Source organism: Lentzea sp. NPDC003310 (assembly GCF_040610935.1).
Taxonomy (GTDB): Bacteria; Actinomycetota; Actinomycetes; order Mycobacteriales; family Pseudonocardiaceae; genus Lentzea.
In genome coordinates this window covers 153,471-168,375 of sequence record NZ_JBEXNC010000012.1, presented here as the reverse complement: position 1 = coordinate 168,375, position 14,905 = coordinate 153,471, and the positions used below count along the sequence as shown (strand labels likewise).

General features: G+C 70.9%; 1 protein-coding gene (running past one end of the window). It reads right to left on the bottom strand.

Annotated elements, in window-relative coordinates:
- Positions 1–14,905: the 5' portion of a hypothetical protein gene (locus tag ABZX02_RS25550; protein WP_355301343.1), read on the bottom strand. 14,405 nt of this gene lie to the left of the window's left edge; only the first 14,905 of its 29,310 coding nucleotides appear in the window; it begins with the start codon at positions 14,903–14,905; the stop codon falls past the left edge of the window.

Below are 14,905 nucleotides of genomic sequence, written 5' to 3'. Positions count from 1 at the left end.
GGGCGTCGAGCTCCGCGCGTGCGTCGGCGACCTGCTGCTGGGCGTCGGTCAGCGCGGTGTGCGCCGCGTCGGCCTCCTGCTCCAGCCGCGCGATCTCGGCCTCGGGCGCGCCCTCGGCCCGTGCGTCGGCGACCGCGTTGTCGGCGGCGATCGCGTCCTCGTTCAGCGACACGACCTGGGCGTTGAGGTCCTGGATCGTGCCGCGGGTGTTCGCCGCGTCCTTGATCGCGCCGTCGAAGGTCGCCTGCAGCGGCACGACCTTGGCCTCGGCGTCGAGGTGCGTGTCGATCGCCGTGTTCGCCTTGACCGACGCGTCACCGAGCGGCTGGTCGGTCCGCGCCATCACGGCGGCGGCCTCGTTGATCTTGTCCTGGGCCGTGTGCCGGGCGTCCTCGACGGCCTTCTCCGCGGTCCGCCAGTCGTCGGCCGCCTTCTTGACCTCGGTCTGGGCGTCCTTCAGCGAGTCGCTGAGCGGCTGGTTCAGCACGGCCTCGACCTCGGCGGCGGGCATCCGCACGCCGGCCGAGCCGGGCACCGTCAGGTCGACGACACCGGTCTTGCCGCCGATCGTCGCCACCACGCGGTACTCGACGTCGAACTGCACGAGACCGCTGCGGGACGCGTCCTTCGGCTTCACGGCGCCGGTCGCGGACTGCGTCGGGTTGCCGGACACCGCGGACGAGACCTCGCCGCCGTGCCGCGCCTCGACACCGCCGGTGCCGAAGTTGACGGTGTCCTTCGGGTCGGTGCCCTGCTTGACCGCCGCGCTGCCCTGCGCGAGACCGACCGACACGTCGGCGGTCGTCGCGGACTTGGCCTCGTTGGAGGTCTCGGTCGACTTGGAGTCGAGCGGCTTCTCGAGCTTCACGTCGTCGCTGAGCGACCCGAGCTGCGGGTTCACCAGCTTCGCGTAGACCTTGACGTCGGCGTCCTGGCCGAACGTCAGCGCCGCCTCCTTGAGGCCCGGTACGTCGAGCGGGCCGGACAGCATGGACGGCAGGTGCGGCTGCAGGTTCTCCGGGCTGAGCGTGGAGAACAGGGCGTTGAGCGAGCCCGTGCCCTTGCCGGTCAGACCCTTGCCCGCACCCGCCTCCGTCATCGCGCGCACCGCGGCGTCGCGCAGGTCCTTGGCACCGCGCAGGTTCTCGACCGACGCGGCGGGCGGCAGCTGCGTGGCACGCGTGTCCTGCTGGAACTGCGCCGTCGCCTCGGGGGTGCCGAAGTCGCTGCTGCGCTTGCTGGCCGCCGACATGTACGGCTGCGGGGCCGCGCCACCGGCGACCTTCTGGTTGTCCGCGTGCGTGCGGACCTTCATCTCCTGCGGGCCGCTCTCGGCCCGCGCGATCTCCTTGGAGCCCTTCTCGACGACGAGCTCGAACTCGACCGGCACGGTGTACTGCGCGGCCGGGCCGCTCGCCGTGCGGTTGTGGCCGAAGCCCTCGGTGGTCGAGTTCGTGACCGAGGTGCCCTTGGTGCCACCGATGTTCACGCCCGCGCTGACGCCGGCGGTGCCGGAGACCTTCGGGTTCGCGCTGCCCGGCGAGGCGAGGCCCGGTGCGCGAAGCCCGGCACCCCAGCCCGTGCCGCGGCCCGAGCCGTCGCTGGTCTTGCTGGAGCCGGCGACGTTGTGCGACATGTCGACGCCGTCGTTCACGACCTGGTCGAACTGCGGCGTGCCGGCCTTGGCGCGCAACGTGACCTGGTAGCTGTCCTTGCCGAACGTGCCCGGCTGGTGCACCAGCAGCGGCACACCGCCGTCCAGCGCGCTGTCGATCATCGCCTTCACGCTGGCCGGCGAGTTGAGGTCGACGATGCGCTGCAGGTTGCTCATCGAGTCCTTGAGGACCGAGTCCGGGATCAGCGGGTCGCTGCCGAACTTCTTGGTCTTCGAGGACAGCTCGGTGGTGAGCTGGTTGACCGCCGCGGAGAGGTCCGGGACCGACTCCACGTTGGACAGACCGAGCGCGCCCGGCTCGTTCGTCGCGACCGTCGCGGGCGGTGCCATCTTCGGGAAGTCGGGCTTCGGCACGCTCGACTCGACCTTGGGCAGCGCGCCGAGCTCGCGTGCGACGTCCTCGGACACCCGCACGAACACCGACTTCGGCATGTCCACCGTGACGCCCTCGGCGTTCGGCGTGCCGCCGTGCAGGAAGTTCCCGGCGCGGCTCTCGCCGACGATGGTGAACTGGGCGTCGATCTGGACCAGCACGGTCCGCGCCTCGCCGGAGGTGGACCTGCCGCGGTCGACGTTGCCGCCGACCTCGTTCGACTGGGTCTTGCTGTCCGACCACGGCGTGAACTTCGCGGTCGCGGCGACACCGCCGGACCCGCTCGGGTTCGTCGGCGTGCCCGCGGGCGGCGGGGTGACGTTCGGGCGCACCGGCACGTTGATGCCGGCGGTGAGGTCGACGGACCGGCTGGTCGTGGACGACTCACCGGCCTTGTAGCCGCCGCTGACCGAGTTGTCCGTGCCGGTGGTGTCCGAGATGGCCACCAGCTTCGCCTCGCCCAGCTTCACGGACATGCCGATGGCGCCGGAGCGGTCGGTGACGCGGCGGTCGTACTTGAGGCCCTGCTCCTGCACACCGGTCTCGATGAGCCGCTGCAGGTTCGCCTTGATGTTCTCCGGGGCGAACATCTTGTCGATCTGCGCGCGGGCCGCGGTGCCCGGCACGGTCAGCGCCGAGTCGCCCTTCGCCGCGCGGTTCAGCGCGTCGATCGCCTGGTCGCGCAACGCGGTCGTGTTCGCGACCGCCTCGACGTTGAGGAACTCCGGCGACTTCGGCCGGGCCTCCTTCGGGTTCAGCAGGTCCTTGATGGACGGTGAGTCGTCGAGCTTGGTGGGCTTCGGGTCACCCGGCTTGAAGCCGTCGCCGGGGTTGTCCTTCAGCGTCGCGCCGTCGGACACCCACAGGTTGACCTTGCCGTCGATCTTGTCGAGGCCGGCGCCGGTCTTGGCGACCGTGGTCACCTCGGGCGACTGGAAGCCGGGGGCACCGGGCGTCAGCGTGCGCACCCACGTGCGCGGCCGTTCGAACGTCGTGATCTCGATCTCGAACTCGACGTCGTTCGAGAACACCTGCGAGTCCGGGCTGCCCGACTGCGACTGCGTGGCCGAGACCGCCGGTCCGGCCGACGTCTTGTCCGTCCACGAGTGGCTGTAGGACACACCGGCCTGCGGCGACGGGTTGAGCGCGGCGACCCCGGTCTTCACCGGGATGTTCGCGCGGCCCTGCACGCCGCCGGTCCAGCCCTTGGTGGTGCTGGTGTTGGCGTCGAGCTTCGGGCCGGTCGTCGTCGAGTCGCTGACCGCGTGCGCGTCGGCCTGGCCGAGGTGCTGCGGGTTGCTGAGCTTCGCCTTGACCGTGACGTTCACGTAGGTGTTCGTCGTGGTGCCGGAGTTCTTCAGCTGCACCGAGACACCGGGGCCGAGCAGGCTGTCCATGTTCGCCTTGAGCGCGGCGGGGGACAGGTTCGCCGTGATCTTGCGCTGGTTCGCCAGCTGCTCGGCGACGTTCGAGTAGCTCTGGCCCTTGCGCGGCTGCGCGTCCGGGTTGTTCCACTGCGGCAGGAACTTGGCGAAGCCGGGGAGGTCCTTGAGCGCGCCCTCGACCTGGCCCTGCACCTTGTTCGCGGGCGTGAACTCGCCGACCTTGGCGTTGCCGGCCGCGAGCGTGTCGGCCACGAACGGCGGCAGGAACTTCGTGCCCGCCGTCGCCGGGTCGGTGACCGTGTTGCGGGTGTCGGGCGGGGTGGGCAGCCCCACGGCGCCGGCCTCGTTGAGGCCCATGCGCATGTGGGTCGTGACCTCCATCTTCACGCTCTCACCGGAGGGCGTGCGGACCTCGACCTCGGCCGTGACCTCGTACATGCCGGTCTCGGACTTCACGCCGATGCCGGACTTGTGGCTGCTGCTCGACCCCGCGTTCACGCCCTCGGCGGTGCGCGAGGAGTAGGTCACGGTCCCACCGACCGTGCCGCCCACCTGGCCGGGCACGCCGATGTTGACGCCCGCACCGGCGGTGACGTCGAACCCGGTCTTGGTGGACGCGGACACGCTGCTGCCCCAGGAAGAGCTGTCCTTCAGGTCGAGCGAGGCGCTGTCGTGCGTGCCGACCAGCTTCGCGTCCTTGAGCGTCGCGGTCATCTGCACCGCGCTGCCCTTGCTCGCGTGCGGGCTCGTCAGGTCGGGCGACATGACGAAGCCGCCGAGCATCGCGGGCAGGTTGTTGCGGATCGAGGTCGGGCTCAGGAAGCTCTGCAGCGCCTCACGACCGGGCGAGCCGATCTTCGTGATCGACGGGTGCAGCTTCGAGGCGACGTCGGTGAACACCTTGCCGGAGTCCTTGACCACCACGGCTTCCGGCACCGCGTGCTCGACCTTGGCGCCCCACTGGGCGTCGGCCGGCGTGACCACGGGGGAGGTCTTGCCGGAGTCGACCATCGTGCTGAGGTCCGCCGGGACCTGCAGCGTGACGGTCGTGCCGGTGTTCACGGTCGTGGACGGCTTCGGGTTTCCGCTCGCGTCCTTGAGCGTGATCTCGTACGAGACCGGGGTCGTGACCTTCTTGGAGCCGTCGTCGGACCCCTTGATCGCCCGCGCCTCGGTGACGGAGTTGCTGGTCGACTGCGACACCGCGGGCGTCGCGAGCGCGGCCTTGCCGCCCAGCGAGCCGTACGGACCGGCCGCGACACCGGCCGTGGCCGACGCGCCGACGTCGTTCGACGTGGAGATGGTGTTCGTGGTGCCCGTCGCCGCACCGGCCTGGTAGCTCTTGTCGACCTTGGTGTCGGCGTCGGCCGTCACCTCGGTCGTGGCGTCCGCGTGCATCTCGGCGCGGATGTTCGCCTCGAACCACTTGCCGCCGATCTGCACCTGGAAGTTGCGACCGGTGTCGAGGAACGTCTCGAAGTCGTTCTCCAGGGCGTTCTTGATGCGCGCCTGGTCGTCCGGCTTGAGGTTCTCGATCTCGGCGACGACGGCGTCGGCGCCCTTGACGTCGGTCGGCGTGATCGAGCCGAGCGCCTTGTTGTCCTGGAAGAAGCTCGGCAGGTTCGTGTCCGGGACCGGGCCGACGGGCTGGGGTGCCGTCGTGGTCATCGGGATGGCCGGGCTCGGCTTCGGCGGCGCCGGACGGGTCTCGACGTCCGCGTCCATGTCGACGTCGGTGTCGGCCGGTGGGGTCTGGTTGCCGGCGTCGCGGCCCGTCGGGCCGTCGCTCATCTCGTTGGGCCGCGGCGTGTTCGCCGGGTCGTGCGGCGTGAACGTCGTCTTGCCGTTGTCGTTGGGCTGCGCGTCGACGTGGACCGCGGTCGCCGGGTCGAACGTCGGCGCCTGCCAGTTCTCGATCTCCAGCAGCTTCTTCTTCGACATGCCCGGCTTGATCTCGGGCTTGGGCTCGAAGAACGGGTCGACGGTCGTGGTCACGCCGTTGGGGCCGTGGATCGTGATCGGGCGGCCGATGTCGGTCGCGAGGAGCTTGGCGGCCAGCACCTCGGCCTGACCCAGCTTGGCGTTCTCGGCCTTCTGCTCGGCCTTGTTCTCGGCGTCGTACTGGGCCTGCTCGGCTTCCGACGGGGGCTGGTGGTTCGGGTCCTCGATGCTGTTGTCGACCTCGACGTCACCGCTGTTCGGGTGCGGCGTCGCGGGGGCGGGCTCGATCAGCGAGCTGACCAGGTGGCCGAACTCGAGGCCGTGCTGCTGGTTGAAGTCCGCGACCTGCTTGACGATCGACGGCTTGGAGGTCCAGCCGGTCTCGACGGCACCGGCGCGCAGGTCGTTCGCCGACTTGACGTCGGCGGCATCGATGTTCGGGTCGGCGTCCATCGCGCCGTGCACAGCGTTGTAGAGGCCGCCCGGCCGCGGGTCAGCCGCGAGCGGCAGCGCGCCGTGCTGCAACATGCCGAACTGGCGCATGGCGTTGCTGGGGTTCGTCGACAGCGCCAGGTTCAGCAGCGCGGCCATCTTCTCCTGCTTGACCGCGGGATCGATGCCGATGTGCCCGTGTCCGGGGACGGGCGTCGAGACGGCAGTGCTCAGCTTGTTCTTGGCGGGTGCCCCGAGCCGTGCCTCGTCCTTCTTCGCCGGGTTCCAGCCGCCGGTGGGCTCGGCGTTCTCCGTGCTGACGCCGGTGTCCGCGTCGTAGTCGTAGCTGTGCGTCGTGACCTGCTGGGCCTCGGCCTTGTCGAACGGCTTCAGCTTCTTGTTCGGCTTGCCGTCCTTGTCGTGCACGCCGAACTCGTCGCGGATGTCGGCGACGGAGACGCCGTCCTTGGCCTTGCGGTCCTCGAACATGCGCGACGTCACCGAGGTGAGCACGTCGTGCGACTGCGGGAGCTTCGCGCCGTTGGAGGTGGCGAAGGTGTGCGCGAGCCGGGACAGGTCGGTGCTGACGGCGCCGTTGACGAAGTCGCTGGTGAAGTTCTCGCCGCGGTAGGGGTTGCGGTTGTTCTGCAGGTCGACCTCGATGCCGGAGTCGACCGTGCTCTGGTTGATGATCTTGTTGACCGCGGCGTCGACCGCGGCCGGGGGCGCCTTGGGGAACTTCGCCTCGAACTCGGCCCGGATCTCGGCGGCCACCTGGTTGACGTGGGCGATCGAGCTGTCGATCGACTCGAGCGTCTTCAGCTGGGCGTCGCTCGCCCCGTTCTCCTGCTTCGCGATGTCCGCTTCCAGCTTCGCCTTGGCGTCCTCGAGCGCCTTGGTCGGGCTCTCCGGGGAGGGCAGCTGGTTCTGGTGGATGTCGACGACCTCGGCGCCCGCGAACTCGTTGATCGTCTCGCTGAGCCCGCCGAACTCGTTGCCGTCCGGGCCGAACTTCACGCCGTGGTCGACGACCGCGACGTTGCCGTCCATGAACAGGTTGGGCTCCGGCGAGTACGGCAGCATCGGAGCGGAGTCCTTCTGCCGCTCGCGCGCGTCCATGTCGTCGCTGATCGCCTTCTGGAACCTGTCGACGAAATCAGGACTGTTGAGGAAGTCCTCGGCCGCCTTGATCGGCTCGAGCTTCTCGGCTTTCTGCTCGTCGGTGAGGAACCCGTTGTCCTCGATCGCCGCGCGGTCCTTGTCGAGGCGCTTCTGGGTGTCCGACTTGAGCTGCGCGGGGTCGCCGACGCGGTAGCCGCCCGAGTACAGCAGCGGGCGGGTCGAGCCCTGCGGCGAGTTCATCGACTCGGCGACGTGGTTGAAGATGTCCTTCGGCGGCGCGCCCTCCGGCGTCTTCACCAGGCGCGAGCCGTTGTCGAAGTCCTGGAACGAGATGTACGGGTGCGCTCCGTTGCCGTTCATCGAGCCGATCGCGAACTCGTTGGCGGAGCTGTGCATCGTCTCGTTGCGCATGGTGCCGAACGGGAAGTCGCCGTCGAACGTCGTCAACGGGACCAGGGCGATCGGCTCGGTGCGGCCCGCGTTCGTGATCGAGTCGTTCGCGGTGTTGATGCTGTTCGTGATGTCGGCTTCGGTGCCCGCAGGACCGTTGACGCCGATGACGAACACGATGTCCTTGGCGCGCGGGCCGGCGTCCTTGGTGATGGCCTCGATGACCGTGTTGACGTTGGTGTTCGGGTCGTTCAGCTGCGCGTGGCTGACGATCATGTTGACCACGAAGGCCGGACGCTTGTCGCCCTCGACGCTCTCCTTGAGCTTGGCGAGGTAGTTGTCCTTGGTGGGGACGTCGAAGCCGCCGTTCGCGAGGTCCCGGAACGCCTGGTTGTAGACGACGTTCTGGTCCGCCATGGCGTTGACCGCGTTGTCGACGGCGGCCTGGGTCTCCGCGTCGGCCGTCGGCTGGTCGACCTCCATCGCGGTGTCCGCGTTGCCGTCCACAGTGGATGGTCCAGCGTCGTTGGGGCCCGCGACGTTGTTCGGGTCGAACTCCGGCCCGTCGTGCTTCGTCCGCTTCGCACCGGGTTCGGCGTCGGCGTTGTTGTCGGCGTTGAGGTCGATGCCGCCGACGTCGCCGAGGTCGCTGTCCTCCGAGTGGGCGCGCTTCATCGGACGGGTGTCGGCGTCGGCGTTCGCCTCGATGTCCGGGTTCGGCGAGGACTTGGCGCCGGTCTCGGGCGCCGGAGTGCCCGTCTTCGGCGTCCAGTCCGCGGGCGGCGGCACGGTCGCCGGCCCGGCCGGGTTGATCGTGGTGTCGGGCACCATGACCTGGCTGTTGGCGGTGCGCTCGATCAGCCACAGGTGGCGCGGCCGGATGCCGGGGTTGTCCAGGTGGACGTCGGCGCCCATCATGCCGCCGTCGTTCTGGTGCACGCCCGAGTTCGTGTCGTGCTGCTGGAAGACGCGGCTCGAGTCCTTGTACTCGTCCGGGATTCCGAGGTAGTGCAGCGTCTCGTGCGCCAGGACCTCGGGGCTCGTGTCGGTGCCCCAGTGCGTCTGGTCCGGGTTGGTGGTGTTCGGGTCGACCTTGACGCTGGTGTGCGCGTCGGCCTTGTTGTCCGTGAACTCGAGGTTCAGGTGGAACTGGTCACCGCTGGGCAGCCGGTGACCCTGGTTGAGGAGGTTGTTGACGCCGTTGGTGGCGTTCTCCTTGACCTGCGCGATCTGCTCGGGCGTCATGTTCGCGGCAGGGTCGATGTGCACCTTGACGGTGTACTCCTGCACGAAGTTGCCGGGGCTCGTCTCGATGCGGCGCAGGTCGTAGTTGATCAGGCCCTGGTAGGACTTGATGTTCGACGGCGTGCTGTCCGTGCGGACGTCGTGCACGACCTGGTCGACCGTGCGGACGTCGGTGTCGTTGCGGCGGTCCGCCCACGTGCTGCGGTCGGCGGGGTTGCTCGGGTTCGACCAGTCCGCGGTCCTGGCGGGGTCGTGGCGCCACGACTCGTCGGTGAGGACGTCCTTGCCCTGGTGCGACTCCGGGGTGGGCGGCGTCGCGGCGGGCGGCGCGCCGACCTTCGGCACGTCCTTGCGGGTGCCGTCGGGGTTCAGGTTCGACTGCGGAGCGGGCGGAGCCGGGGGAGCGGGAGGTGCCGGCGGGGCCGCAGGCGGCGGGGTCGCCGTGGTCGGCGCCGGGCCGTTGTTCTGCGGGCTGGTCTGCGAGGTGGTCTGGGGAGCGTTCCGGGACGGCGTGTCGGTGTCCGCGGACGTGGTCGTTTCGGTGTTCGGCCTGACCTCGGTGCCGGGCGCAGGGGGCGCGCCACGGGTGCCGGGGTTGGACTCGGCGTCGAAGAAGGCGTCGTTGTCGGACTCGACGTCGCTGATGGTGCCGGGATTCGACTCGGCGTCCACGAAAACGTCGCTGTCGGACTCGCTGTCGCTGTCGGAGCGGGCGTTGGCGCCGGTGTTGGTCTCGACGTCGCTGTCGAATCCGAAGAGGCCGCCGCTCATGTCGGGGCCTTCGGACTCGGTGTCGGACTCGACGTCGCTTTCGACGTTGGTTTCGGCGTTGGTGTTGGTGCCGGTGTTGGTTTCGACTTCGCTGTCGAATCCGAAGAGGCCGCCGCTCATGTCGGGGCCTTCGGACTCGGTGTCGGACTCGACGTCGCTCTCGACGTCGCTCTCGGCGTTGGCGCCAGTGTTGGTTTCGACGTCGCTGTCGAACCCGAACAGGCCGCCGCTCATGTCGGGGCCGTCAGACTCGGCATCGCTCTCGACGTCGCTGCCGGTGTTGGTCTCGACGGTGGTGCTGGGGGTCGTGACGACGGGAGGCGCGACCGAAGCAGGGGCCTGCTGGGCCGGGACCTGCTGGGCCGGGGGCGTCGACTCCACCGGCGTCTGCGGACTCGGCACCTCGGCGCCCGGCGGCTGCTGTGCCGGGGCGGGCGGCGGCGGGGTCGGCGGGTCCAGCCGCAGGGTCAGCGCCTGGAGAACCTGGTTGTTCTGCGGTGCGCGAGCGTCCTCGAACACCTGGGCGAAGTACTGGCTCTCGGGACTGTCCTTCTGCGAGAGGTTCTTCAGCAGGTCAGCAAGCTGGGCGACGTCGTTCTGAGCCGAGTTCGGGTCGGCGGGATCGACCGGATCGCCCGGCTTGTTGCTCGGGAAGTCGTTGGCCAGCTGTTGCTGGAGCTCGGGCTTGCGCGACTCGAGCAGGTCGATGATCTGGTCGACCTGCTCCTTGGTGAGGTCGACCGCGTACTCGGTGTCGTCGAGGAACTTGTTCGACGGCTGGCCGCCGTTGATGACGTTCTTGATCTCCTGGGCCGCGTCGTCGGGGAGCCCGGAGAGGATGTTCGTGACCTCCTCGCCCTTGCCGTAGAGCGCGGGCGAGAGCATGGAGGAGATCTGGGAGACGGAGCTGGCTGCCTCGTTGGGGTCGCGGTCCGGCGACACCACGTAGTCCCCGAGCGCCGAGAAGGTCTCGATGGCGGTGGTCACCTTGAACGCCTGCTTCGCAGCCGACGGGCCCGTCTTGGGGTCGGTGCCCGCTTGCAGGTCCGCGTTGACGGCCGCGGTCCACGCGGTGTCCGCGCGCAGACCGTTGCTCGCGTTGTTCAGGTTCGTGGCGGCGGCGTCGGCGCCGGGGACGTTCGGATAAGGGGTCTTGCTGGTGAGAACGGAGATGTTCGGTCGTTCGACGAGGTGCGCGAGGTTCGTGGAGTTCGCGCCCTCGTTGATCGCGGGCAGGGTGCCGAGCTGGAAGACCTGCTGGAACACCGCCTGGGGCATGGACCCGGTGTTCACCACCAGGACGTCGCCCTGCTTCAGGTTGTCGATCTTCTCCTGCAGGTCGGGTGAGGTGATGTCCGTGCGCTGGACCCCGTCCACCTCGGGCTGCGGCACGAACCAGACCGACGAGGGGGTGATCTCCATCATGATCGCGGGCTTCTGGTCCAGCGAGTGCAGAGCCATCGCGAGGTGGTTGGACACACCGGGACGGCTGACGGGGTCGACAGCCACGAGGCCGTAGACCGGCATCAGGTCGGCCTTGCCGCCCAGCACCGCGTCGGCGACCGTCTTGATGCCGTCCGCCTTCGGGTTGCCGGGCATCTCCTGGTCGATGAGGTTGGCCAGCGCCTGCGGATCGGTGATCTTCGGAACGTCGTAGACGTACCTGGCGTCCGGGCTGATGTGCGGGTCCAGATCGGTGATCTTGACCTCGCCGCCGGGGGCGTCGCGCTTGATGAGAAGCCGCTTGCTGCTGTCCCAGGCGTAAGGCTTGAGGACGACAGCTTCGTTCACGTTGTTCTTGTCGAGGTAGTTGGCGGCGGCTTTCGTGTCGTGCGCGTTGAGCGAGTCGTCGCCTGCCGACATCAGCAACGTGTTGCTGTCGGCGGGGTGGTTCGGCGTGCTGCTGACCTCGACCTCGCCCAGCTCCGGCGTGATCAGGAGCTCCATCTTCGGCACGGACTCCGGATCCGTGACAAAGGTGATCTTGTCCTGGTAGCCGCCGTCGCGCAGCGCCTTCACCAGCGTCGTCGCGGCGGCCTGGTGGCCGAGCCCCGCCGCGTTGTCCACCGCGACGATGACGTTGTCGACGTCCGCCAGCAGGTCCTTCACCGTCGGAGCGGCACCGGGGGTCGTGGTCTCCTGCTGGGCATCGGTGGACGAGTCGGAGTCGGACGAACGTCCCGTCTCCGCGTTGGCATTGGGATTCGATCCGGCGGCTGCGGGCGGCAGCACGACGAGATCGGGCGTGGGGTTGGCCGTCGTGCTCGGGTTCGCCGTGGTGTTCGTCGCCGCGCCGGTGGGGGGCGGGGGCGCCGGCCGCGTCTGGACGGCAGGCGCGTCGGTGTTGGGGCTGTTGACCGGCGCGTCGACCTGCGGCGCCGGCCGCGTCTGCGGGGTGGCCGGCGGGACGGTGGTGTTCGGCGCCGGGTTCGGCGTCTGGGCGGGCGGAGCCGAGGTCTCGGACCTCGGTGCGGGGGCCGGGTTCGGGTTCGGCGAGGTGTTCGGCGCCGGGACGTTCGTCTCGGCGCGCGGCGAAGGCACGCCGGCGGGCGGCGGCGTCGCCGTGTTCGGCGGCGGGGTGTTGGCCGGCGGGGTGTTCGGGGTCGGCGTGTTGACGGGCGGCGCGCTCGGCACGTTCGCCGGCGGCGTGTTGGTGTTCGGCGACTGCGTGCTGGGCGGCGGCACGTTCGGTGCGGGAGCCGGGTTCGGCGCAGGCGCGGGTGCGGGCGCCGGGTTGGGCGCGGGTGCCGGGGTCGGCGTGTTGACCGGCGGTGCGGGGGGTGCCGGGCGCGTTTGCGCCGGAGGCGGGGTGTCGGCCTTGGGCTGCGGGGCCGGCGTCGTGTCGGGCCGCGGCGCGGGCGCGGGCGGGGGCGTGTTGACGTTCGCCGCGGGCGCCGGGTTCGGCGGGGGCGTGTTGACGTTGGGCGCAGGCGCCGGGTTTGGCGCGGGTGCCGGGGTCGGCGTGTTGACCGGCGGTGCGGCGGGTGCCGGGCGCGTCTGCGCCGGAGGCGGCGTGTCGGCCCTGGGCGGTGGGGACGACGGCGTCGTCTCCGGCCTGGGCTGCGGGGTGGTGGCCGGCGGCGTGTTCGTCGACGGCGCGTTGCTCGGCGGAACGTTGGCCGCGGGCGTGTTCGCCGGCGGGACGTTCGTCGAGGGCGCGTTGACGGGCGGCGGGGCCGGGCGCGACGACGCCGGGGGCGGCGTGTTCGTGTTCGGCGCGGGCGTGTTGGCCGGAGGCGTGTTGGCTGGCGGTGCTGCGGGTGCGGGGCGCGTCTGCGCCGGAGGCGTGGTCGTGTTCGGGGCCGGGGTACCGGGGGCGTTGACCGGCGGTGCCGCGGGGGCGGGGCGCGTCTGCGCGGGCGGTGCGGTCGACGCGTTGGGCGACGTCGCGCTCGGCGGAGGCGTGTTCGGCGACGACGTGTTCGGCAGCGGGACGTTGGCGTTCGGCTTGGGGGCCGGAGGGGGCGTCGAGGACGACGTTCCGGGGGCCCTGGTGATCGTGTTGTCGGGCGTGGGCGCCTTGGGCGCGTCGAACACGCCCTTCGAGCCGCCGGTGGACGGCACGTACTTGCTGCCGCCTCGTTCGCCGCCGGTCGCGCCGGGGGTTGCTCCCGGTGCCATCGGCGGGGCCATGCCGCCGGGAGCGGCGGAGGCGGGCGGGGTCACGGACGGGGCCGCGCCGCCGCGCGGGCCCGCGCTCTGCGGTGGGGTGCTGACGGCGCTCTGCGAGCCGGGAGTGCTGCTGGGGTCCTTGTAGCCGGGCGCCGTGGGCGTGTACGCCGCGGGCGACTTCGCACCGCCACCGGGGTTCGCGCCGCCACCGGGGTTCGCGCCGCCACCGGGGTTCGCGCCGCCACCGGGGTTCGCGCCGCCACCAGGGTTCGCGCCGCCACCAGGGTTCGAGCCGCCGGGCGTCGAACCACCGGGCGTCGAGCCGCCAGGGGTCGAACCACCGGGGTTCGCGCCGCCGAGGCTGGGATCCTTGTAGCCGGGTGCGGACGGCGTGTACGCCGCCGGGGTCTTCGCACCACCGCCCGGAGTTGCGCCGCCGGGCGTCGAGGTGGGCGGCAGCGGCACGTTGGCGTTGGGCTTGGGGGCCGGAGGAGGCGTCGAGGACGACGTTCCGGGGGCCTTGGTGATGGTGTTGTCGGGCGTGGGTGCCTTGGGCGCGTCGAACACGCCCTTCGAGCCACCGATCGGGACCTTGCTGCCGCCGCGTTCGCCGCCGGCCGCGCCGGGGGTGCCGCCGGCCATCGGCGGGGCCATGGGCGGAGCCATGCCGGGAGGCGTCGCACCGCCGCCGCGCGACGGCGACGTCAGCGGGCTCTGCGGGCCGGGAGTCGTCGACGGCTTGGTGCCGGCCGCGCCACCGGACGTGCTCGGGTCCTTGTAGCCAGGCGCCGACGGGGTGAAGGCGGCAGGGGCCTTGGGGCCACCACCGGCACCCGGCGTCGCGCCGGCACCGGGGGTCGCGCCGCCGCCCTTGCCGCCGGCGTTGGCGGGCGGGGTGTAGCCGGGAGCGGTGGGCGTGAAGGCGGCGGGGGCCTTGGGGCCGCCACCGGGGGTGACTCCGGCGCCGCCCTTGATGTTGGGCGTGGCACCGGCCGCGGGGCCGCCAGGCGTCTTGACGCCGCCGGACGTGCCGCCCTTGCCACCCGCGTTGGCGGGCGGAACGTAACCGGGAGCGGTCGGGGTGAAGGCGGCGGGAGCCTTGGGGCCACCGCCCGGAGTCGCGCCGGTGCCGCCCTTGATGTTCGGCGCGGCACCTGCCGCCGGACCGCCCTGCGTGTTCACGCCGCCGGAGGTGCCGCCCTTGCCGCCCGCGTTGGTGGGGGCGTTGTAGCCGGGAGCGGTCGGGGTGAAGGCAGCGGGGGCCTTGGGGCCACCGCCGGGGTTGGCACCCGCGCCACCCTTGATGTTCGGCCCGGTGCTCACCTGGCCGCCTGTCGAGCCCTTGGGGCCGCCGCTGCCGGAGTTCACGGTGCCCTTGTTGGTGCCCTGGTTGCTCACGGCGCCGCCCTGAGCGCCGGGAGGGGGTGCCGTCCTGCTGTCGACGGTGCCCTTGTTCGTGCCCTGGTTGCTGACCGCGCCGCCCTGGGCGCCGGGAGGGGGCGCCGTCCTGGTGTCGACGTTGCCGCCGGCCAGGTTCTTGGCGTTGTTCTGCGGGTCGAACGACTTGAAGTTGTTCTGGTTCATCGTGTCGACCTGCGTGGCGGTCTGGTGTGTCGCCTTCAGGTTCGACTGGACGTCCGTGAACGCCTTCGCGCCCTTGTCCGCCTGGGACACCGCGTTGTCGTTCGACGCGTTGAGCGCCGGCACGGCGAACAGGCCGATCGGGCCGAGCGCGTTGCCGCTGAAGTTCAGGCCGCGCAGGCCGGACGAGATGCCCGACAGCCGGGACCCCAGGTCACCCGCCTTGTTCTGCAACCCCTGCATGGAGGAGTCGTTCATGGAGAAACCGGTGTTGCCGGTGGGGCCGCCTCCGCCCGTTCCGCTCGTGGGCGGCGCCGAAGGGGGCGGGTTGGCCCCGGGGTTCGACGACGGGTTCGGGTTGACGTTCCCCTTGGCCAT